Origin of the sequence: Streptomyces cadmiisoli (genome assembly GCF_003261055.1) — a bacterium.
In the GTDB taxonomy this organism is placed as follows: Bacteria; Actinomycetota; Actinomycetes; order Streptomycetales; family Streptomycetaceae; genus Streptomyces; species Streptomyces cadmiisoli.
The window spans coordinates 2,958,453-2,980,260 of sequence record NZ_CP030073.1 but is presented as its reverse complement, the minus strand read 5'-3'; the positions used below and the strand labels follow the sequence as shown (position 1 = coordinate 2,980,260).

Genomic DNA, 21,808 nt, shown 5'->3' with positions numbered 1-21,808 from the left:
CGGTCCCGCATGCGCTGTATCAGGGCCCTACCACCGGGTACTCTCATCGCGATATGAGCAGCGAGAACCTCCCCCAGAGCCCTGAGCAGCCGACCCGCAAGCCGCGCGTGGCCGTCGTGTTCGGCGGGCGCAGCTCCGAACACGGGATCTCCGTGGTCACCGCCGGCGCCGTCCTGAGGGCCATCGACCGGACCAAGTACGAGGTCCTGCCGATCGGCATCACCCGGGACGGCCGGTGGGCGCTCACCGCCGACGAGCCGGAGCGGATGGCGATCAACGACCGCCGCACGCCGGCCGTCGAGGACCTGACCGACTCGGGCGACGGCGCCGTGGTGCTCCCCGTCGACCCCGCCAACCGCGAAGTCGTCTACAGCGAGCCGGGTTCCGTGCCCAAGGCCCTGGGCGAGGTCGACGTGGTCTTCCCGATGCTGCACGGCCCCTACGGCGAGGACGGAACCCTCCAGGGCCTGCTGGAGCTGTCCGGGGTGCCGTACGTGGGCTCCGGCGTGCTCGCCTCGGCCGTGGGCCAGGACAAGGAGTACATGAAGCGGGTGTTCACCTCGTTCGGGCTGAGGGTGGGCCCGTACCTGGTGATCCGGCCGCGCGAGTGGGAGCGGGACGAGGCCGGTGCCCGTCGGCGCATCGCCGAGTTCGCGGGTGAGCACGGCTGGCCGCTGTTCGTGAAGCCGGCCCGGGCCGGCTCGTCCATCGGCATCACCAAGGTCGAGTCCTTCGAGGGGCTCGACGAGGCGATGGCCGAGGCGCGGCAGCACGACCCGAAGATCATCGTGGAGGCCGCGGTGCGCGGCCGTGAGATCGAGTGCGGCGTGCTGGAGTTCGAGGAGGGTCCCCGGGCGTCGCTCCCCGCGGAGATCCCGCCACCCGACGCGCACGCGTACTACGACTTCGAGGCCAAGTACATCGACTCGACGCCGGGCATCGTGCCGGCGCCGCTGACCGGCGAGCAGACCGCCGAGGTGCAGCGGCTCGCCGTCGCGGCCTTCGAGGCGGCGTCCTGCGAAGGGCTGGTCCGCGCGGACTTCTTCCTCGCCGAGGACGGGGAGTTCGTGATCAACGAGATCAACACGATGCCCGGCTTCACGCCCATCTCGATGTATCCGCAGATGTGGCAGGCGAGCGGGGTCGGCTACGCGGAACTCGTGGACCGCCTGATCCAGGCGGCGCTGAACCGTTCGACCGGCCTGCGGTAGGCCGGTCCGCCGTCCCCCGGCGGAAATCCCGGGGCGGAATCAGTCGGCGATCCCTTCGGGGATCGCCTTCTTCACGGCCGACGCCAGATCGACGAGCACGGCCGCGCTGTCCGGCCCCTCGGACACGGTCACCTCCACATAGGCGAGCCGGCCCGCCGTGGTGAAGCGGTACCCCCCGCCGTCGCGCTTCTCCTGGAGCCAGTCGACGCCGTTGACGCCCCCGGCGACCGCGTCGGCGTCGCGGCCCTCGGCCACGTCGGGTTCGAGCATCTTCGGGGGTCGTACGACCCCGCAGCGCAGTATGATCGCCGGGCCTCCCCAGCCCGCGGTCAGCGCGGACGGGGGCTCGGGGTCGTCGCGGCTCAGGCCGGCCACCTTCCTCGGCAGTGCCTCGTCCAGGTTTCGACACAGTTCTGTGACCTCGGTGTCCGGACGGGGAACCGCGGCGGTGGCAGTGTCGTCTGCTGAGGAGCAGCCCGCGACAGTGATCAAGAAAACGGTCGCGGGCAGCCCGACGAGAATGCGCTGACGGGGACGGAAGAAGTTCACCGGCCAAGGGTAGACGGGGGCTACAGATGGACGACCGGGCAGGTCAGGGTGCGGGTGATCCCGTCCACTTGCTGGACCTTGGCGACCACCATCCGACCGAGGTCGTCGACCGTGTCCGCCTGAGCGCGCACGATGACGTCGTACGGACCTGTGACGTCCTCGGCCTGGATCACCCCAGGGATCTTGCTGATCGTCTCGGCGACGGTCGACGCCTTGCCGACCTCCGTCTGGATCAGGATGTACGCCTGTACCACGGAACCTCCAGGGCGGCCACGAGGATCATGTGGGGAAAAGGAACGCCACGGTATCGCGTTGCCGCTCGCCGCGGGGAGACCTGCGGTGACCGGGGCACGCGCGCCGGGGTGCAGGCGGGACGGAAGTTGACGGTCACCTCGACCGTATCGAGGACACTGATGACCCGCGACCGGGCATGTACGTGGACAGAAGGGGTGCAAGGGCAATGAAGGGCACTGTTGGTGAGCTCGGGGAGTTCGGGCTCATCAGGGAGCTCACCTCCCGTCTCACCACCACCCCGGCGGTGCGGGTCGGACCGGGTGACGACGCCGCGGTGGTCGCCGCGCCCGACCGGCGGGTCGTGGCCAGCACCGACATCCTGCTGGAGGGGCGGCACTTCCGCCGGGACTGGTCCACGGCGTACGACGTGGGCCGCAAGGCGGCGGCGCAGAACCTCGCGGACATCGCCGCCATGGGCGCCGTCCCGACCGCGCTGCTGCTCGGCCTGGTCGTCCCCGCCGAACTCCCGGTCACCTGGCCGACCGAGCTGATGGACGGGCTGCGCGACGAGTGCCAGGTCGCGGGCGCCTCCGTGGTCGGCGGCGATGTCGTACGGGGTGACACGATCACGGTGTCGATCACCGCGCTCGGCGATCTGCGCAACCAGGAACCGGTGACGCGGGCCGGTGCGCGGCCCGGTGACCTGGTCGCCGTGACCGGCTGGCTCGGCTGGTCCGCCGCCGGGTACGCGGTGCTCTCGCGCGGGTTCCGCTCGCCGCGCGCCTTCGTCGAGGCGCACCGGCGCCCCGAACCGCCCTACCACGCCGGTCCGGCCGCGGCGGCGCTCGGCGCCACCGCGATGTGCGACGTCAGCGACGGACTGATCGCCGACCTCGGGCACATCGCGGAGGCCAGCAAGGTCCGGATCGACATCCGCTCCGGCGCCATCGACGTGCCCTCGCAGATGAACGACATCGGCCAGGCGGTCGGGGTGGACCCGCTCCAGTGGGTGCTCACCGGGGGAGAGGACCACGCGATCGTCGCGACGTTCCCGCCGGACGTGAAACTGCCCGCCCGCTGGAAGGTGATCGGCGAGGTGCTCAACCCGTCGGCGCTGCCGCAGGTGACCGTGGACGGGGCGCCCTGGACCAGCAAGGGCGGCTGGGACCACTTCGGGGACATCGAGTCATGAACGCGCCGCCCAGGGTGCTGACCGTGGCCGGCTCGGACTCCGGTGGGGGCGCGGGCATCCAGGCCGACCTGAAGACGATGCTCGCCCTCGGTGTGCACGGCATGAGCGTGATCACCGCGGTCACCGCGCAGAACTCCCTCGGCGTGCAGGGTGCCTGGGAGCTCCCCGTGGAGGCGGTGCGGGCCCAGTACCGCAGCGTGGTGGACGACATCGGCGTGCAGGCGGTGAAGACCGGCATGCTGGCCTCGGCGGAACTGGTCGAGACGGTCGCCGAGTTGCTCGGCGGGACGGACGCGCCCGCGGTCGTCGACCCGGTGGGCGTCTCCAAGCACGGCGACTCGCTGCTCGCGGCCTCCGCGCTGGACTCGGTCCGGACGAAACTGCTGCCGATCGCGACCGTGGTGACGCCGAACCTCGACGAGGTCACGCAATTGACCGGAGTGCGCGTCGAATCGGAGTCCGACCTGCGCCGGGCCGCGGCTGCCGTGCTGGCGTACGGGCCGCAGTGGGTCGTGATCAAGGGCGGGCACCTGTCGGGCGAGGCCGTGGACCTGCTCACCGACGGCTCCGCGGAGCACTGGCTGCGCGCACCGCGCTACGACAACCGGCACACGCACGGTACGGGCTGCACCCTCGCCTCCGCGATCGCGTCGCAGCTGGCGAAGGGGCAGTCGGTGCCGGAGGCGGTGGCGGCGGCCAAGGAGTACGTCACCGGCGCGATCGCCGCCGGCTTCGCGCTCGGCGGGGGGATCGGCCCGGTCGATCACGGGTGGGCCCTGAACAGGGACACGCCCCCGGTCTGACGTCTGTCGCGTCCGGTTCCGCCGACGTATGGGCGGCGGGCCGGGCGCGCACGGCAGGAAGCCGGTCCACGGTCCGGGCGGGCACAGCAAAAAGCCGGCCCACCCTCAGGTGGACCGGCTCTGCAGCGAACCAGCAGTGGCCGCGCGCTTAGCAGCGGTGTGTCAGCGCGAGACCTTGCCGGCCTTGATGCACGAGGTGCAGGCGTTCACGCGCTTCGGCGTCCCGCCGACCACGGTACGCACACGCTGGATGTTCGGGTTCCAGCGGCGGGACGTACGGCGGTGCGAGTGCGAGATGTTGTTGCCGAAGCCCGGCCCCTTGCCGCAGACGTCGCAGTTGGCAGCCACGGGTCACTCCAAAGACTTCAGATGCACTTACGGTTGATCCCGGCAGGCCGGGATCAGGATCTTGGTCTCTCGGAAGAGATCCGCGATCTGAGTGGCGTAGCCAGGGGGAGGCCCGAACGAGGTCGGGCAACCGGAGCAGCATACAACGGCTGCGTCCGTAGAACGAAATTACCATGGCGGCTCGGGGGCCGACGCCGCCGCCCTCTTCCGGAGGGCACGGGCTCCGGGGCTACGCTGCCTCCCACGTCCAGCAGCTCAAGGAGGCGCAGGTGGCGCAGGTGCCGCAGACGTTCTTCGATGGTCTCGCGGTGCGCACCTGGTGCGGTCTCGCGCTGGAGGCACTGGGACGTGCCCGGGAGGAGATCGACGCGATCAACGTGTATCCCGTGGCCGACGGGGACACCGGCACCAACCTCTATCTCACCGTCGAGTCCGCGGTCGCCGCCGTGGAGGCGGTCTTCGCCGGGCACGAGATCGGCTCCCGGGAGACCGACGGGCCCTCGCTGGCCGAGGTCAGCCGGGCGATGGCCCACGGGGCGCTGATCGGGGCGCGGGGCAACTCCGGCACGATCCTCGCCCAGCTGCTGCGCGGTATGGCGCAGGTCCTCGCCGACGGTGAGGACGGTCACACCGACGCGCGGGGGCTGCGGCTCGCGCTGCGACGCGCGGCCGACTCGGCGCGCCAGGCCGTGGCCCACCCGGTGGAGGGCACCGTCCTGACGGTCGCCTCCGCCGCGGCCGAGGCGGCCGACGGCGCCGAGGGCGACTGCGGCACGGTCGCGCGGGCCGCCTACGAGGGGGCGCGCGCGGCGCTGGCCGCGACCCCGGGGCAGCTGGCGGTGCTCGAACGCGCCGGGGTGGTCGACGCCGGCGGCCGGGGACTGGTGGCGGTGCTGGCCGCGCTGGTGGAGACGTTCACGGGGGAGGCGCCGGGCGCGGTGGCGGTGTCCGCCGGTCCCGGGCACACGCGTGTGCCCTCGGACGCGGCGCCGGCGACGGGGGGCGCCCCGGACGCCGACGAGACCGCTGAGTGCGCGGAGAGCGTCCCGCAGGGCGGTCCCGCCTACGAGGTGATCTATCTGCTGGAGGCCGACGACGCGGCGGTCGCGCGGCTGCGGCCGCGGCTCGACTCCCTCGGCGACTCCCTGGTCGTCGTCGGCGGCGACGGGCTGTGGAACGTCCACGTCCATGTGGACGACGCCGGGGCCGCCGTGGAGGCGGGCGTCGAGGCGGGACGGCCGCACCGGATCCGGATCACGCACTTCGGCGCCGACGACGTGCACACCACCGGCGGGCAGCGGACGCCCCGCGAACGGGTCCAGCGCGCGGTGGTGGCCGTGGTGCCCGGCGAGGGCCTGGCCGGGCTGTACGCCGAGGCGGGCGCCACGACGGTGCTCGCGCGTCCCGGGGAGCCGCCCGCGAGCGGGGAACTGGTCGAGGCCCTGCGGCGGGCGCACGCGCGCGAGGTGGTCCTGCTGCCCAACGACGCCGACCTGCGCCACACCGCGGCCGCGGCGGCCGAACAGGCCCGCGCGGAGGGCATCCGGGTGGCCCTCATCCCCACGCGTTCAGCGGTCCAGGGCATCGCCGCGCTGGCGGTGCACGAGCCGGAGCGCCGCTTCGACGAGGACGTGGTGTCGATGACGTCGGCGGCCGGCGCGACCCGCTACGGCGAGGTCGCCGTCGCCGAGTGCCAGTCCTGGACCATGGCCGGCATCTGCCAGGCCGGTGACGTCCTCGGACTCATCGACGGGGATGTCGCCGTGATCGGGGCGGACGTCCTCGCCACCGCCGAGTCCGTCCTCGACCGGATGCTCTCGGCCGGCGGGGAGCTGGTCACCATCGTGCTCGGGGACGAGGCGCCCGACTCCGTCGCGGAGCGACTCGAGGTCCGGGTGCGGGAGGCGTACCTCGCCGTCGACACGGTGGTCTACCGGGGCGGACGGCAGGGCGCCGTGCTGCTCATCGGGGTGGAGTAGCCCGAGGAACCCCACGCCCCGCGCCCCGGCCGGGGCGCGCGCTCAGCGATCCTCCTGTTCCCTCGCCACCCGCAGCAGCTGCTCGGCCTCCGCCCGCCGCGCCCGGGCCTCGTCGTCCCCGTCCTCGGCGTCCTCGTACGCGGTCAGCACGGCACGCGCGCGTGCGGCCGCCTCGGCGCTGCGGCCCAGGTCGGACGCCAGCCAGCCCGCGGCGAGCTCGGCGCCGGTACGGCTGTGCACCGCCTCGTACCCGAGGGTGGCGAACACCTCGACGGCCTCCGCGACCTCGGACAGGGCCTCCGCGAACGCGGCCTGGATCGAGCCGTCCCCCGCGTCCTCGGCGGACGACCGGGCGAGCAGGTCGCCGAACTGGCGGTGGGTGTGCCCCAGCTCGGCCGTGAGCCGCTGCCGCGTCTCCTCGTCGGACGCGGCGTTCAGCGCGCTCTCGCACTCGCGCAGGGCGAGCGTCATCAACTCGCGTGCCGTGTCGGCGCTGTCCTCCGCGCCCAGGGCCAGCCAGGCACGGCCCCGCAGCGAGCGGACGAGTCCGTGCACATTGCCGAGGGAGCGCCACAGGTCGCCCGCGCGCGCGTACGCCCGGTCCGCCTCGGCGGGCAGCCCCGCGTGGCCGAGCGACTCGGCGGCCAGGTGGGCCAGGGTCGCGTGGTCGTGCTGCTCGGGCCAGTGCCGGGCGATCTCCGCGGCCTGCAACCGGCGCTCGGCGGAGGCACGGTGCTCGCCGAGTTCGCTGAGGCAGTCGCCGAGCCACCACTGGGTCTGCACGATCGCGCCGTCGCCGTGCGTCTCGACGGTCAGGTCGAGCAGCGCCGACTCCAGTACCTCCGCGGCCTCGGCGCACCGCCCCTGCCGCAGCAGGAACCCGCCGAGCAGATGGCGGGCCCAGGCGCCGAACGTCGGGCCCCCGCCCGCCTCGTCGGCCCAGTGGGCCGCCTCCAGGGCGTGCTCCGCGGCCTCCGCCGACAGGTCCCGGGTGCCGAGCACTTCGGCGAGCTGGAGGTGCAGCTGGGCCCGCCCGGTGGCCTCCAGCTGGGGCCCGCCGTGCTCCAGGGCCGCCTTCAGCGCCCGCTCGGCCTCCGCCGTGTCGCCGAGGTGGTGCGCGAGCCCGGCCAGCCGGGCCTCGTACTCCACCGCGAACCAGGGCAGCCCCGCGTCGACGTACGCCCCCGAGGCCCGCGCGAACAGTTCCGCGGCCGCCTCCAGGTCCCCGTGGTGCACGGCCAGCTCGGCGAGCATCGCCCGCGCCTCGGCGGCCCGCGAGGCGAGCCGGACGTCGTCCCCGGCGTGCCCCTCGACGAGGGCCAGCACCTCCCGCGCGGCCGCCCCGGCCTCCGCGAGGACGGTGTCACGCCCGGCACCGGAGGCGGGGCCGCCGGTCTCGGGGGCGTCGTGGTCCGGCTCGGTTCCGTCCGGTGCGCCGTGCGGGGCGGCCTGCTCCGCCGGAGCGGCCCCGGACTCCGGGCCCTGCGCGGCGTCGTCGGCGTCCTGCACCCGGCGCATCAGGATCCGGGCCCGCCCCATCAGCACGGACGCGGTCTGCCGGACGCCCGTGGTGCCCTCGGCGTACAGACCGAGGACCCGGTCGTAGGGCTCGGCGACGGCGTGCACCGCCTCGGCGACCTGCCCGCCGAGCGCGCGTACGTACGCCGCACGCGTGCGTGCGGCCAGTGCCTCTCCGGGGTCGTCCGCTTCGGCGTACAGCTCGGCGGCGCGTTCGAAGAGTTCGGCGCCCTCGGGACCGAGGTCCATCGCCCGGTGGTCGGCGATCTCCGCACGGGCGCGGGGGTCCAGCTCGACGCCCTCCGAGGCCCGCGAGACGGCCGCCCACGCCTCCACGGCGTTCGGTTCGAGACCGTCCGACAGGCGCCGCGCCTCGGCCAGCAGGGCGGCCAGGCCCGGTGCGTCAGCGCCCCCGGCCGGCGGGGCCGCGACGGGAGCCGCGGGGACCGGCTGCGCCGGCCGCACGGTCCGGGGCAGCCGCTCGGCGCGGATCCCTAGGGGGAGCCGGTCCACCAGCGGCCGCCGCTCCATGCGCGCGCGTGCCCGCTCACTGACGTACGGCGTGCCGTTGCGCTGGTCGAAGCGCGCGGCCAGGCCGAGGGCCTCCGCGCGCGCGTGCGCGGCCAGTTCCCGCGCGGTCCAGACCCGGCCCGCCGGCCCCGGGACCTGCCGGCCGCCGAGGCCCAGCTCGGTCAGACGGTCCATGAGCAGGGTCACCACGCACATGAACTCCAGCCGGCTGCGCGGATGCCCGGTGTCCGTGAAGTACGCGGGCCGCTCGGCCAGCAGCTCCAGACCGCGCGCCTCGTTGCCGGACAGGGCGCAGAACTCGACGTGGTCCGCGTACGCGGCGCGCATGCTCTCCATGGGCCGTACGAGCCGGAAGCCCCGCAGATGGTGGGCCCGCGCCTCGTCCAGCCGGCCCAGCCGCAGCAGGGGCGCCAACGAGGCGGCGAGGACGGTGTGCGGCTCGTGGGCGCAGGTGAACTCGCTGTCCAGCACGGGCGCCCACAGGTCGAGCGCCTCTGCGTCCGCGCCCCGCTGGGTCTGCCACCAGCCCTGTCCGTGCAGCTCGCACGCGTGGCAGTCGGCCATGGAGTCCCGGTCGGCCGTGAGCCACGCGGCGTACGCCCGCTCCGCGCGGTCCAGGTCGCCGGTGTGCGCGGCCACGCTGAACTCGGCGCTGCGCACGGCGCGCTCGGAGTGCCCGGCCAGGCGGTAGCGGTGCTCCATCTCGCCGAGCCACTTCTCGATCGCGGCGAGCGGGATGTGCGGCTGGTCGAGCATGCCGGCCGACATCCACTTGAAGACCCAGTGCAACGAGTGCGTCTCGTACTCGTCGAAGTCGCCGGGCCGTTCGTCCCACATGCGCAGCAGGCGCGCGAAGGGGACGAACATCTTGTCCTTCTCGGAGCTGTAGTTGTAGACCTTCAGCTGGTGTCCGAGCGCCTCGATCACGGCGAGCGGGACGTTCAGCTTCTCCGCCTCGGCCAGCAGCTGCTCCGCGCGCGCGTTGCGGGCGGGGCCCTCCGGTTGCTCGGCGTTGTCCGCCATCGCCCGGCGCAGCGTGTCGAAGTCGGTGATCCGGTTCATCGGTGACCCTCCTCCGGGGCATCGGAGTCGCTGTGGGTGGCCCATTCGAGGAGGCCGATGAACGCGCGGTTCAGCAGCGCGGAGTCGGCCGGCCGCAGTGGGCGCTGCGCCATCAGCAGGGCCTGACCGTACAGCGACTCCGTGGCGGTGCCGACGAGCTCCGGCTCACTCAGCGAACTGATCCGGCGGATCAGCGGATTGAGGTGGTTGAGCACCAGACGGGCGCGCGGGGCGCTGCCGCGCAGGGAGCCGAGGATGCCCGCCCACAGGTCGTCGGCCTGCTCCTCGGCCTCGGCGCGGGCCTGCTCGTGCCGCGCGGACCGGTCGTCCAGGTGCAGCGCGGGCACGGACAGCGGGTGGAAGGCCCGGAGCACGACGTCGCAGCCCAGCGGGTCGAGGGCGGCCCGCGCGGCGGCGAGGAAACCCGACAGGGCCAGCTCGTCGGCCGGGTCGACGGCGTCCAGGTGGGCGGTCACGGTGTCGGCGTCGAGCTCGGCGACCACGGTGTCGGGCCGGACCGAGGGCAGTGCCTCGACCAGTTCGCTGTCGTAGGTGTATCCGCCGTTGACGACCCCGATGCCCTGGGCGGACGCGATCGCGGCGACCTGCCGGAACTCCTCGACGGTCCGCGTGAAGTGCACCACCGGGTGGCGCAGCGCGAACTCCGCGAGGGACAGCTGCCCGTCCGTCGTCTCGAAGGGCAGCCACGGCAGCATCGTGCGCAGCATCTCCCGGTCGTGCCGCGCGAGCGACTTCACGCCCAGGTGGTGCACGGACAGGAACGCCGCCAGCCGCTCCGGATCACCCGCGGCCAGCCCCGTCAGCCAGGACCGAATCCTTTCGCCGAGCGCCTCCCGCACGGCCGCCAGCGTCTCGTCCTCGTACAGCGCCTCGCGCGACGCGGTGGGCCGCAGGCTGTCGGTGTCGAGCACGCAGCGCACGAAGAACGCCCAGTCGGGCAGCAACTGCTCGGCCCGCTCCGTCAGCAGCATGCCCTTCAGGTGCACACGGTGCCGGGCCCGCTGCGCGGGGCTGACCGCCGCGGGCAGCACGTACGCGGTGCCGCGGATCCCGGCGAGCGGCACGGCCAGGTCGATCGAGTCCAGCGGCGTGAACCCGAACAGCTCGTGGCAGTGCCGCGCCAGGGCCACCCGGCGCGTGGCGGGGGAGGGGTACGACCGGTCCCAGGGCGCCGGCAGGTCGGTGACCTCCTCGTCGCCCACCCGCACGTCGTACGGCAGCAGCGAGCCGAAGTCCCGCGCCAGTGCCAGCACCCGGTCCTCGGCAAGCCACTCGGCGGCGCCGGCCCGCGCCACCAGGTGCACGGTGGTGCCGGGTTCGGGCCGGGCCTCGTCCGGCAGGGTCCGCACGGTGTACGAGCCGTCGTCCGTCGCCGTCCACTCCACGGGTCGGGCGTCGGGCGTACGCGCGCTGCGGCTGACGACCCGGATGCGCTCGGCGACCACGAAGCAGGCCAGCAGTCCGATGCCGAACTGGCCGAGGAAGTCGGAGCGCGCCTCCTGGATGCCCTCGGCCCGCTTGGAACTGCGGCCGATGGTCGCCAGCAGGTCGTGCACGTCGGACTCGGTGAGCCCGATGCCGCAGTCCTCCACCCGCAGGGTGCCGCCCTCCGCGTGCAGCCGCACCCGGGCAGGCGCGTCGGGCTGGGCCGCCCGCCGGGCCGTGATGGCGTCGACCGCGTTCTGGAGCAGCTCGCGCAGATAGACCTTCGGGCTGGAGTAGAGGTGGTGCGAGAGCAGGTCCACCAGACCACGCAGGTCGACCTGGAACGTGTGTGGTGAGGAAGGGGCCTGGGATGCCTGTGATGACTGCGAGGTCTGGGAGTCCATCGTCACAGCGCCGGTGGGGGACTGACTTCGGCGCGGGGTCGGGCGGTCCCGATGAGGCGGTGACCGCGGAAGGATGGCCGTAGGCGGGTCATCCTAGAGCCCCACGGAGCGGCCTGACCAGGAGTTTCCCGAGACATTACGGATGTGCCCCCGAGACGTGTGCGGCAATGTCAGTGCCGTGGTGTGCAATGGATCTCGTGCCCGCACTGGACGAACCACTGAAGAAGGTGCTCGGCCCCGCCACCGCGAAGGTGATGGCCGAGCACCTCGGCCTGCACACCGTCGGCGACCTCCTTCACCACTACCCGCGCAGATACGAGGAGCGCGGACAGCTCACCCAGCTGGCCGACCTCCCGATGGACGAACACGTCACCGTGGTGGCCCAGGTCGCCGACGCCCGGCTGCACTCCTTCGCCTCGGCGCGGGCGCCCCGGGGCAAGGGCCAGCGCCTGGAGGTGACCATCACCGACGGCAGCGGCCGGATCCAACTGGTGTTCTTCGGCAACGGCGTGCACAAGCCCCACAAGGAACTCCTGCCGGGCACCCGCGCGATGTTCTCGGGCAAGGTCTCCGTCTTCAACCGCCGTCTGCAACTGGCGCATCCGGCGTACGAATTGCTGAAGGGGGACTCCGACGAGACCGTCGACACCTGGGCGGGCGCCCTGATCCCGATCTATCCGGCCACCGCCAAGCTGGAGTCCTGGAAGATCGGCAAGGCGATCCAGACCGTGCTGCCCAGCGCCCAGGAGGCCGTCGACCCGCTGCCGGACTCCCTGCGCGCGGGCCGCGGTCTGGTCCCCCTCCCCGAGGCGCTGCTCAAGATCCACCGCCCGCACACCAAGGCGGACATCGCCGACGCCCGCGACCGCCTCAAGTGGGACGAGGCGTTCGTCCTCCAGGTCGCCCTGGCCCGCCGCCGGCACGCCGACACCCAGCTGCGGGCCGTCCCGCGCAGACCGCTGCCGGACGGACTGCTGGCCGCCTTCGACGACCGGCTCCCCTTCACCCTCACCGAGGGCCAGCGCAAGGTCTCCGGGGAGATCTTCGACGACCTGGCCACCGCGCATCCGATGCACCGGCTGCTGCAAGGAGAGGTCGGCAGCGGCAAGACCATGGTGGCCCTGCGGGCCATGCTCGCGGTGGTCGACGCCGGGGGCCAGGCGGCGATGCTCGCGCCGACCGAGGTGCTCGCCCAGCAGCACCACCGTTCGATCGTGGAGATGATGGGCGACCTGGCCGAGGGCGGAATGCTCGGGGGTACCGAGCACGCCACCAAGGTGGTGCTGCTGACCGGCTCGATGGGTGCCGCGGCCCGGCGGCGGGCGCTGCTGGACCTGGCCACCGGCGAGGCCGGTGTCGTGATCGGCACGCACGCGCTGATCGAGGACAAGGTGCAGTTCCACGACCTCGGCCTGGTCGTCGTGGACGAGCAGCACCGCTTCGGGGTCGAGCAGCGCGACGCCCTGCGCGGCAAGGGCAAGCAGCCCCCGCACCTGCTGGTGATGACCGCCACGCCCATCCCGCGCACGGTCGCCATGACCGTCTTCGGTGATCTGGAGACCTCCGTCCTGGACCAGCTTCCGGCCGGCCGGTCCCCGATCGCCAGCCATGTCGTGCCCGCCGCCGACAAGCCCCACTTCCTCGCACGGGCCTGGGAGCGGGTTGGTGAGGAAGTGGGCAACGGCCATCAGGCGTACGTCGTCTGCCCCCGCATCGGCGACGAGGACGAGGACCCGAAGAAGCGCAAGTCCCCCGAGGACGAGGCGGAGAAGCGGCCCCCGCTCGCCGTGCTCGACATCGCCGACCAGCTCGCCGCGGGCCCGCTGCGGGATCTGCGGGTCGAGGTCCTGCACGGCCGGATGCCCCCCGACGACAAGGACGCCGTGATGCGCCGGTTCGCCGCCGGCGAGACGGACGTGCTGGTCGCCACGACGGTCATCGAGGTCGGGGTGAACGTGCCGAACGCCACCGTGATGGTGATCATGGACGCGGACCGCTTCGGCGTCTCCCAGCTCCACCAGCTGCGCGGCCGGGTCGGCCGGGGCTCGGCGCCCGGCCTGTGCCTGCTGGTCACCGAGATGCCCGAGGCCGGCCCGTCCCGCCAGCGGCTCAACGCCGTCGCGGCCACCCTCGACGGCTTCGAGCTGTCCCGTATCGACCTCGAACAGCGCCGCGAGGGCGATGTCCTCGGCCAGGCCCAGTCCGGTGTCCGCTCCAGCTTGCGGGTGCTCGCGGTCATCGACGACGAGGAGATCATCGCCGAGGCCCGCGAGGAGGCCGCCGCGGTCGTCGCCGCCGACCCGGAACTCACCCGGCTGCCCGGCCTGCGCACGGCGCTGGAGGCACTGCTCGACGAGGAGCGGGAGCAGTATCTGGAAAAGGGCTGAAGCACCTGTCGCTCCCACGCGCACCGCTCCCACGCCGAGGCGCGGGCCGCCCGTGCCGGCCTTCGCGCGACGACCACCGGCCGCCGAACGCCCGCACTCCCGCGACGGGACGGCGCCGCCCCACCCCACCCCTGTCAGACTGGGTCCGTAACCACCCCACGAACAAGGACCCGAGATGACCCGCGTGATCGCCGGCGCAGCCGGCGGACGCCGCCTGGCCGTCCCGCAGGGACAAGGCACCCGCCCCACCTCCGACCGTGCGCGCGAGGGACTCTTCTCCACCTGGCAGTCCCTGCTCGGCGGCCCGCTGGACGGCGAGCGGGTGCTCGACCTCTACGCCGGCTCAGGCGCGGTCGGCCTGGAGGCCCTGTCCCGCGGCGCCGGCCACACACTGCTGGTCGAGGCCGACCCGCGAGCCGTCCGCACCGTCCGGGAGAACGTCAGAAACCTCGGCCTGCCCGGCGCCGAGGTGAGGTCGGGCAAGGCCCAGCAGATCATCCAGTCGCCGCCGGACGGGCCGTACGACCTCGTGTTCCTGGACCCGCCGTACGCGGTCACGGATGACGATCTTCGGGAGATTCTGCTCACACTCCGCACGCAGGGCTGGCTCGCGCCGGAAGCCCTCGTCACCGTGGAGCGCAGCACCAGGGGCGGGGAGTTCGGATGGCCGGACGGTTTCGAGGCGATCAGGGCCCGTCGCTACGGCGAGGGAACGTTTTGGTACGGTCGCGCCGCCTCTACGTGCGAAGACGCTCCATGACCGGACCGGAGAGCGAGGGATCTCAAGTGCGCCGCGCCGTCTGTCCCGGGTCGTTCGACCCGATCACCAACGGACACCTCGACATCATCGCCCGCGCCTCCCGTCTGTATGATGAGGTCTACGTCGCGGTGATGATCAACAAGGCCAAGAAGGGCCTGTTCGAGATCGATGAGCGGATCGACCTGATCCGCCAGGTCACCAGCGAGTTCGAGAACGTCCGGGTCGAGGCCTTCCACGGCCTCCTGGTCGACTTCTGCAAGGAGCGCGACATCCCGGCCATCGTCAAGGGCCTGCGGGCGGTCAGCGACTTCGACTACGAGTTGCAGATGGCCCAGATGAACATCGGCCTCTCGGGGGTGGAGACGCTGTTCGTGCCCACCAACCCCACCTACAGCTTCCTGTCGTCCTCCCTGGTCAAGGAGGTCGCGACCTGGGGCGGCGACGTCTCGCACCTGGTGCCGCCGGCGGTTTTCGCGGCGCTGACCGAGCGGCTCAGGAAGGACTGAGTTCCTGACGCCGCGTCACTCGGTGTCCGGCAGCCGCCCCATGGCCGTACAGTCGTTGCGTCCGTCTCCAACACAGCTGTAGAGAGTGGCGAGCAACCGGTGGACGTACAGAAGAAGCTCGACGAGATCGTCACCGCGGTCTCCAGCGCCCGGGCCATGCCGATGTCGGCCTCGTGCGTGGTGAACCGCGCCGACCTGCTCGCCCTGCTGGAAGAGGTCCGCGGGGCGCTGCCCGACTCCCTCGCCCAGGCCGAGGAGCTGATCGGCGGCCGGGAGCAGATGGTCGAGCAGGCCCGCCAGGAGGCCGAGCGGATCATCCAGGGCGCGCACGCCGAGCGCGGCTCGCTGATCTCCGACACCGAGGTCGCCCGCCGGTCCCAAGCCGAGGCCGACCGGATCCTCGCCGAGGCCCGCAAGGAGGCCGAGGAGGTCCGCGCCGAAGCCGACGACTACGTCGACTCCAAGCTCGCCAACTTCGAGGTCGTCCTCACCAAGACCCTCGGCTCCGTCGGCCGCGGCCGCGAGAAGCTCCTCGGCACCGGCCCCGGCCTCGACGACCAGGGCTACGAGGACGAGGACGCCCCCGAGCGCAGCCACGACCCGGAGACCCTGCGCCGCACCGCCGACGAGTACGTCGACGTCAAGCTCGGCGCCTTCGAGGCGGTGCTCGCCAAGACCCTGGAGGCCGTCGGCCGCGGCCGGCAGAAGCTGCACGGCCGGATCGCCACCGACGACCTCGGTGTCCTCGCCGACGACGCCACCACCGTCCAGCACAGCAGTGACGCGGACTACCTCGCCGACCTCGCGGCCCTCGCCGACGCCCCGGCCGAGCAGCGGCCCGCGGTGCCGGCCCAGCAGTCGTACGCCCAGCAGGACGCCTACGCCGCCACCGCCGACTACGGCCGGGCGGGCGAGGCCGCCATGCAGCAGACGCAGCCCGACCCGTACGGCTACCAGCAGCAGTACGCCCAGCAGGACCCGTACGGCTACCAGCACGCCGATCCGTACGCCGCCTACCCGCCGCAGCCCGCCTACGACCCGAACCAGGGCCACCACGGGTACACGCAGCCCCAGGCACCCCAGGTGCACCAGCCACAGGCACTCGACGAGGCCAGCCTCTTCGACACCAGCATGATCAGCGCGGAGCAGTTGCGGCAGTACGAGCAGGGCCGCTGAGCACCGATTGGGCCGAGAGCGAAAGGTCCAGTATCCTGTCTCTTCGGTCGCGTGTGCGCTTCGCTGGTTCGTAGACGTCCGCGATCAGCGCTGCCCGGGAACATTCGCGTCCCGGGGACTGCGTCCCTCTGAGCTCACAAGATCGAAAGCAGGAATGGCTCTGAACGCCCGCCTCGACCACCGCAACCCCTTCGTGTTCGACACACACGAGCTGGGTCGGCGTCCTGGTGCGCTCCAGCGCCTGAACCGCACGGTCGACGCTCCGCAGGACTTCGGTGTCCAGGGCGTCGTCGGAGTGCCGGAAGGCGCTCCGGTGGAGCTCGAACTCCGACTCGAGTCGGTCATGGAAGGTGTGCTCGTCACAGGCACCGCCCGTGCACAGGCCGAGGGGGAGTGCGTAAGGTGTCTGGAGCCGGTCGAGCTGGAGCTCGAAGCGGAATTCCAGGAGATGTTCTCGTACCCTGACGCCGACGACCGGGGCCGCGTGATCGCGGAACCGGGCGACGACGCCGAGGACGACGAGGACAGGCTCCATCTCGAGGACGGCCTGTTCGACCTCGAACCCGTGCTGCGCGATGCGGTGGTGCTCGCACTGCCGATGCAGCCGGTGTGCCGGGAAGACTGCCCCGGGCTGTGCTCCGAGTGCGGAGCGCGGCTGGCGGACGACCCGGACCACCACCATGACGCCGTCGACATCCGTTGGGCGGCATTGCAGGGACTCGCCGATTCACTCGAACCCGGCGAGAAGGACGAGATGAGCGGCGAAGCGCCTCGATCAGCACGCGCCGCCGAGAAGCAGGAGAAGTAGCCGTGGCTGTTCCGAAGCGGAAGATGTCGCGCAGCAACACGCGCCACCGCCGGTCGCAGTGGAAGGCTGCGGTCCCCACCCTGGTTGCGTGCGAGCGCTGCCACGAGCCCAAGCAGCAGCACATCGCGTGCCCTTCTTGCGGCACCTACAACAAGCGCCAGGTCCTCGAGGTCTGAGCGGCTGGTGAGAGGCACTGTGTCCACGCCTAAGAAGCAGTCCCCCCGCGCGAGCGGGAGTGCATCGGCGGACCACCAGGCCTCGTCCCACACGCTTCTGGAAGGGCGGCTCGGCTACAAGGTCGAGTCCGCCCTTCTGGTGCGAGCGCTGACCCACCGTTCCTACGCGTACGAGAACGGCGGTCTGCCGACGAACGAGCGGCTGGAGTTCCTCGGAGACTCCGTGCTCGGCCTCGTCGTCACGGACACGCTGTACCGCACCCACCCCGATCTGCCCGAGGGCCAGCTGGCCAAGCTGCGGGCAGCGGTGGTGAACTCTCGTGCGCTGGCGGACGTGGGACGCACGCTCGAACTGGGCTCCTTCATCCGGCTCGGCCGCGGTGAAGAGGGCACGGGAGGCCGGGACAAGGCATCCATCCTCGCCGACACCCTGGAAGCGGTGATCGGTGCCGTCTATCTCGACCAGGGTCTCGATTCGGCGGCGGAGTTGGTGCACCGTCTGTTCGACCCCTTGATCGAGAAGTCCTCGAACCTCGGAGCCGGCCTGGACTGGAAGACCAGTCTCCAGGAGCTCACCGCGACCGAAGGCCTCGGTGTCCCCGAGTACCTGGTCACGGAGACCGGCCCCGACCACGAGAAGACCTTCACTGCTGCCGCCCGCGTCGGAGGCGTCTCGTACGGCACCGGCACCGGCCGCAGCAAGAAGGAGGCGGAGCAGCAGGCAGCGGAGTCCGCCTGGCGGGCCATCCGGGCCGCGGCGGACGAGCGGGCCAAGGCGGCGCAGGCCGCGCAGGCCGCCCAGTCGGCGGCGGTCACCGAGGCCGCTCAGGCCGCGGCGGCCGAGAACGCCGGGGCGACCGCGGTCGTCGACGCCGACGACTGATCGTCGCCTTCCGCCCACGAAGCGCGACCGAGCGCCCGTCCCCGTACCGGGGCGGGCGCTCGGCACATACACCGGTTCGCCACGGGGGAGCACATGCCCGAGTTGCCCGAGGTCGAGGTCGTACGGCGCGGTCTCGCGCGGTGGGTCGCCGACCGGACCGTCGCCGACGCCGAGGTGCTGCACCCGCGCGCCGTGCGCCGGCATGCCGCCGGGCCCGACGACTTCGCCCACCGTCTCAAGGGGCATCGCGTCGGTACGCCCCACCGGCGGGGCAAGTACCTGTGGCTGCCGCTGGAGGACACCGGCGAGGCGGTCCTCGCCCACCTCGGCATGAGCGGCCAGTTGCTGGTGCAGCCGCACACCGCGCCCGACGAGAAGCATCTGCGCATCCGCGTCCGGTTCGCCGACGAACTGGACACGGAGCTGCGCTTCGTCGACCAGCGCACCTTCGGCGGACTGTCGTTGCACGACACCACCCCCGACGGCCTGCCCGACGTCATCGCGCACATCGCCCGCGATCCCCTCGATCCGCTGTTCGACGACGAGGCCTTCCACCAGGCGCTGCGCCGCAAGCGGACCACCGTCAAGCGCGCGCTGCTCGACCAGTCGCTGATCAGCGGGGTCGGCAACATCTACGCGGACGAGGCGCTGTGGCGCGCCCGGCTGCACTACGACCGCCCCACGTCGACCTTCACCCGCCCCCGCACGCTGCAACTCCTCGGCCATGTCAGGGACGTGATGAACGCGGCCCTGGCGGTGGGCGGCACGAGCTTCGACAGCCTCTACGTCAATGTCAACGGGGAGTCGGGCTACTTCGACCGCTCGCTGGACGCCTACGGGCGCGAGGGCCTGCCGTGCCGGCGCTGCGGCACCGCCGTACGCCGGCGCCCGTGGATGAACCGCTCCAGCTACTACTGCCCGAAGTGCCAGCGCCCGCCGCGGACGGCGCCGTAGCCGCGCTAGCGGTGCGCTTCCCGTGTGTCGTGGCGCTCCCGTGCCGCGAGGACGTCGTCCATACGGCTCTCCACACAGTCGATCAGGGCCAGCAGGCGCTCGGCGACGTCATGGCCGAGCGGCGTGAGTTCGTAGTCCACGCGGGGCGGGTTGGTCGGCTGGGCCTCGCGGTGCACCAGGCCGTCGCGCTCCAGCGCGTGCAGGGTCTGGGACAGCATCTTCTCGCTCACCCCGTCGACGCGGCGGCGCAGCTCGTTGAACCTGAAGGACCCCTGGTGCAGGGCGCCGAGGGTCAGCGCACCCCAGCGCCCGGTGACATGCTCCAGCGTCCCGCGCGACGGGCAGACCTTGGAGAACACGTCGTACGGGACGTCCGGCTCGGCCGCGCGTTCCGATGTGCTGGTCATGCCGAGAGCGTACTCGAACACAGCGCTGACCACCGGGTTGCGCCCACCGGGGGTCAGCGCAGGCGGCGAGGGCTCAGTAGCCGAAGTTCTGCGTCCACCACGGTCCGCCGGAGCCGTAGTGCACTCCCACGCCCAGTGTCTTGAAGTCGCAGTTCAAGATGTTGGCCCGGTGGCCGGGGCTGTCCATCCAGGCGTCCATCACCGCCTGGGCGTCGGCCTGGCCGCGGGCGATGTTCTCGCCGCCGAGGCTGGTGATCCCGGCGGCCTCCGCGCGGTCCCACGGAGTGGCTCCGCTGGGGTCGGTGTGGTCGAAGAAGCCCTGTGCGGCCATGGCGTTGCTGAAGTCGCCGGCGAGGCCGGCCAGAGCGCTGTTCGCGGCCAGCGCGTCGCATCCGACCTTCGCGCGCTCCTTGTTGACGAGCCTGAGCACCTCGGCCTCGGCCGCGGACTCGGCGGAGATCGGTGAGGCAGGTGTCTCGGTCTTGGCCGGGGACTTGGTCGCGCCCTTGCCGGGGGAGGCCGGCGTCTTCGGCTTCTTCGACGGCGTGGTCTGCGTCGGCTTCTCGGTCGGAGCCTCGGTGGTGGGCTCCTTCTCGGGCTTCGTCGCGGAAGGGGTCGGGGCGGGCGAGTCGGGGCTCTCCGAGCCGCCGCCGGCCGGGGCCGTGGTGACACCGCCGTCCTCGGCGCTGCCGGACGTGCCGCCCTGCTGCGTCTCGGTGTTGGGCGGGGTGTCGGAGGTCTGGACCTTGTCCCCGGCGCCTCCGCCGAGGGTGTAGCTGTCACCGCCGGGCAGCACGCCCGTGGCCACGGCGACCGTGCCGATCGCCACCGCCGCGGACACGCCCAGCAGCCCGGTGCGGACCGGCGTCGCGGCCTTCTTCTTGGGGCGCCGGTGTATGCCGGCCCGCCGGGGGCCGTCGTCGGGTATGTACCCGTCGGCCGAGAAGGCCGCCGTGTCCGAGAAGGCCGCCGTGTCCGAGAAGGCCGCCGTGTCCGCGAAGACCGCCGTGTCGGCGAAGTCCTCGCGGCGTTCGTCCGGCGCGAAGAGGTAGGAGTCGCTGCGCGTGACGGCTTCCGCGTACGCCTCGGGGTTCAGGTACGGCGCGATGCCGGGTGCCCCTCGGTCGGCCGGGTACGAGTGCAGCGGGTCGTGGCCCTCCACGGCGAAGCCGTGCGTCTCGTTGACCCCCGTGGCACGGCCCGTGGCGGCGCGTCCGGCGTCGGAGCGTCGGTGGCGTCCCATGTTCTGGCCTTCCTCGTCCTCGCGATCGACTCGTCGTCCTCGCGGTCGACTCGTCCGTTCGTCCGTCCGCACGATTCCTCCATGCGATCCGCCCGAACGGTCAACCATACCCACTCGATCGAGTGGGTTTCATATGAGATTCATTGGGGCTGGACGGTACCGCATGGCGCGGGGGGAGGAAGTGTCCACGGTGACATTGGCCGGTTAGGTTGCACCCATGAGCGAGGAAGTACGGCTGGTCGCCTGGGTGCGAGGAAGCGTTCAAGGTGTGGGTTTTCGCTGGTTCACGCGCGCCAAGGCACTGGAGATCGGCGGCCTGAGTGGTTTTGCTCTCAATTTGGCCGACGGTCGGGTCCAGGTGGTCGCGGAGGGTTCCCGCGACGGCTGCCAGGGCCTGCTCGACTGGCTCCTGGGCGCCGACACGCCCGGGCGGGTGGACGGTGTCACCGAGATCTGGGACACACCGCGCGGCGGCTACGACGGCTTCGCGATCCGCTGACCCGACGGCGCCGAAAGGCCGCCCGAGCGGGGGCCGGGACGGCCGTCCGGAGCGGAAACGAGCAGGTGGTTGCCAAGAACCCCTTGTCGTGGCAGGCTCCACACGCAAAGATGATCGCCACGCCCCCAGGGCCCCGCAGGAGTCGCAGCGCCGCCGTTCTTCCGGCCGCGCACCCCGGGATGCTCACCAATACGGGGCGTGATCGTGTTGACCGTCAAACTTTTTGGTGAGACGCTGAAAGCCCCGCGCACCTTAGCTGTTTGGCATGTATGAACGGCAGCACAACTCCACAGTGCCAAGCGGCCGCGGGTGCGAATCCCTCACGACCCACACCGCATCGGTCGGTCACTCAGTGTGGAGGACCATCCATCATGGCAAAGGCGCTTCTCGGTTACGTCGGCGGCTCCGACCCTCGACTCCTCGCCGAGATGCGACGGCTCCAGCAGCGCGTCCAGGACCTCGAATCCGAGCTCGTACGGATCCAGGCGGAGAACGACGCGCTGACGGCTGCCGCTTCTCACCACGACAGGATCATGGAGAGCGTCGACGCACACCAGGCGGAGCCTGCGCTCACCTGATCACTGTGTCGCACCACGACAGCAGGGGTTGGGCTGCCCGTATCAACCGCTAAGTTGTCAGAAGTTGCAAGGGACGCTTCGGCGTCCCTTCTTTCTTTGCCCCCGCATCCTTTCACCTTCTTTAACGTCTGGTGTGCCCTGCACGTTCACGGGC

General features: G+C 72.1%; 21 protein-coding genes. 14 read left to right on the top strand and 7 right to left on the bottom strand.

Annotated elements, in window-relative coordinates; translation table 11 throughout:
* The first annotated feature begins 53 nt into the window (after window positions 1-53).
* Window positions 54-1,211, top strand: a complete 1,158-nt coding sequence (locus DN051_RS12440) for a D-alanine--D-alanine ligase family protein (RefSeq protein WP_053762822.1) — start codon at window positions 54-56, stop codon at window positions 1,209-1,211.
* A 39-nt stretch (window positions 1,212-1,250) separates the two neighbouring features.
* On the opposite strand, the gene DN051_RS12435 is transcribed toward DN051_RS12440, so the two are convergent.
* Both DN051_RS12435 and DN051_RS12430 read right to left on the bottom strand, forming a co-directional pair.
* On the bottom strand, window positions 1,251-1,760 hold the full coding sequence (locus tag DN051_RS12435) for a DUF3515 domain-containing protein (RefSeq protein WP_053762823.1): 510 nt from the start codon (window positions 1,758-1,760) through the stop codon (window positions 1,251-1,253).
* Between the two features lie 20 nt (window positions 1,761-1,780).
* Window positions 1,781-2,014, bottom strand: coding sequence for an Lrp/AsnC family transcriptional regulator (locus DN051_RS12430; RefSeq protein WP_003997603.1), 234 nt, complete (start codon window positions 2,012-2,014; stop codon window positions 1,781-1,783).
* 206 nt (window positions 2,015-2,220) lie between these two features.
* Here DN051_RS12430 and DN051_RS12425 point away from each other — a divergent pair, with 206 nt between their 5' ends.
* Window positions 2,221-3,186: a thiamine-phosphate kinase gene (locus tag DN051_RS12425; protein ID WP_053762824.1), complete on the top strand. Its 966-nt coding sequence runs from the start codon at window positions 2,221-2,223 to the stop codon at window positions 3,184-3,186.
* Window positions 3,183-3,989 (top strand): bifunctional hydroxymethylpyrimidine kinase/phosphomethylpyrimidine kinase, encoded by an 807-nt coding sequence (thiD, locus tag DN051_RS12420; protein ID WP_053762825.1) that lies wholly within the window; start codon window positions 3,183-3,185, stop codon window positions 3,987-3,989. Before DN051_RS12425 ends, thiD begins: the two co-directional genes overlap by 4 nt.
* A 162-nt stretch (window positions 3,990-4,151) precedes the next feature.
* On the opposite strand, the gene rpmB is transcribed toward thiD, so the two are convergent.
* Window positions 4,152-4,337: a 50S ribosomal protein L28 gene (rpmB, locus tag DN051_RS12415; protein WP_003993230.1), complete on the bottom strand. Its 186-nt coding sequence runs from the start codon at window positions 4,335-4,337 to the stop codon at window positions 4,152-4,154.
* A 269-nt stretch (window positions 4,338-4,606) separates the two neighbouring features.
* On the opposite strand from rpmB, the gene DN051_RS12410 reads away from it, so the two are divergent.
* Window positions 4,607-6,316, top strand: coding sequence for a DAK2 domain-containing protein (locus DN051_RS12410; protein ID WP_112438708.1), 1,710 nt, complete (start codon window positions 4,607-4,609; stop codon window positions 6,314-6,316).
* Window positions 6,317-6,358: 42 nt separating this feature from the next.
* Here the strand turns inward: DN051_RS12410 and DN051_RS12405 are convergent, their stop codons facing one another.
* Window positions 6,359-9,427, bottom strand: a complete 3,069-nt coding sequence (locus DN051_RS12405; RefSeq protein ID WP_112438707.1) for a tetratricopeptide repeat protein — start codon at window positions 9,425-9,427, stop codon at window positions 6,359-6,361.
* A complete protein-coding gene (locus tag DN051_RS12400) occupies window positions 9,424-11,277 on the bottom strand; it encodes an HSP90 family protein (protein WP_112442234.1) in 1,854 nt (617 codons plus the stop codon). Before DN051_RS12400 ends, DN051_RS12405 begins: the two co-directional genes overlap by 4 nt.
* 188 nt (window positions 11,278-11,465) lie before the next feature.
* Between DN051_RS12400 and recG the strand changes: the two genes are divergently transcribed.
* From recG to mutM, 8 genes are all read left to right on the top strand, one after another.
* A complete protein-coding gene (gene recG / locus DN051_RS12395; protein ID WP_112438706.1) occupies window positions 11,466-13,664 on the top strand; it encodes an ATP-dependent DNA helicase RecG in 2,199 nt (732 codons plus the stop codon).
* Window positions 13,665-13,839: 175 nt separating this feature from the next.
* A complete protein-coding gene (gene rsmD, locus DN051_RS12390; protein WP_053762830.1) occupies window positions 13,840-14,424 on the top strand; it encodes a 16S rRNA (guanine(966)-N(2))-methyltransferase RsmD in 585 nt (194 codons plus the stop codon).
* A gap of 26 nt (window positions 14,425-14,450) precedes the next feature.
* The gene (coaD, locus tag DN051_RS12385; protein WP_053762831.1) at window positions 14,451-14,930 is read left to right on the top strand and encodes a pantetheine-phosphate adenylyltransferase; all 480 of its coding nucleotides are present in this window, start codon (window positions 14,451-14,453) and stop codon (window positions 14,928-14,930) included.
* Between the two features lie 99 nt (window positions 14,931-15,029).
* The gene (locus DN051_RS12380; protein WP_053762832.1) at window positions 15,030-16,106 is read left to right on the top strand and encodes a F0F1 ATP synthase subunit B; all 1,077 of its coding nucleotides are present in this window, start codon (window positions 15,030-15,032) and stop codon (window positions 16,104-16,106) included.
* Window positions 16,107-16,260: 154 nt separating this feature from the next.
* Window positions 16,261-16,914, top strand: a complete 654-nt coding sequence (locus DN051_RS12375; RefSeq protein ID WP_053762833.1) for a YceD family protein — start codon at window positions 16,261-16,263, stop codon at window positions 16,912-16,914.
* A gap of 2 nt (window positions 16,915-16,916) precedes the next feature.
* On the top strand, window positions 16,917-17,090 hold the full coding sequence (rpmF, locus tag DN051_RS12370) for a 50S ribosomal protein L32 (protein ID WP_003951102.1): 174 nt from the start codon (window positions 16,917-16,919) through the stop codon (window positions 17,088-17,090).
* A gap of 19 nt (window positions 17,091-17,109) precedes the next feature.
* The gene (gene rnc, locus DN051_RS12365; RefSeq protein WP_112438705.1) at window positions 17,110-17,973 is read left to right on the top strand and encodes a ribonuclease III; all 864 of its coding nucleotides are present in this window, start codon (window positions 17,110-17,112) and stop codon (window positions 17,971-17,973) included.
* 93 nt (window positions 17,974-18,066) lie between these two features.
* Entirely contained in the window at window positions 18,067-18,927 is an 861-nt protein-coding gene (gene mutM, locus DN051_RS12360; protein ID WP_053762835.1) for a bifunctional DNA-formamidopyrimidine glycosylase/DNA-(apurinic or apyrimidinic site) lyase, read from the top strand.
* Between the two features lie 5 nt (window positions 18,928-18,932).
* Here mutM and DN051_RS12355 read toward each other — a convergent pair whose 3' ends face one another.
* Entirely contained in the window at window positions 18,933-19,334 is a 402-nt protein-coding gene (locus DN051_RS12355; protein WP_053762840.1) for a winged helix-turn-helix transcriptional regulator, read from the bottom strand.
* A 73-nt stretch (window positions 19,335-19,407) separates the two neighbouring features.
* The gene (locus tag DN051_RS12350) at window positions 19,408-20,577 is read right to left on the bottom strand and encodes a CAP domain-containing protein (protein WP_112438704.1); all 1,170 of its coding nucleotides are present in this window, start codon (window positions 20,575-20,577) and stop codon (window positions 19,408-19,410) included.
* A 217-nt stretch (window positions 20,578-20,794) separates the two neighbouring features.
* Here DN051_RS12350 and DN051_RS12345 point away from each other — a divergent pair, with 217 nt between their 5' ends.
* Both DN051_RS12345 and DN051_RS12340 read left to right on the top strand, forming a co-directional pair.
* Window positions 20,795-21,076 (top strand): acylphosphatase, encoded by a 282-nt coding sequence (locus DN051_RS12345; RefSeq protein WP_053762837.1) that lies wholly within the window; start codon window positions 20,795-20,797, stop codon window positions 21,074-21,076.
* Window positions 21,077-21,447: 371 nt separating this feature from the next.
* A complete protein-coding gene (locus DN051_RS12340; protein WP_053762838.1) occupies window positions 21,448-21,654 on the top strand; it encodes a hypothetical protein in 207 nt (68 codons plus the stop codon).
* The last annotated feature ends 154 nt before the right edge of the window (window positions 21,655-21,808 follow it).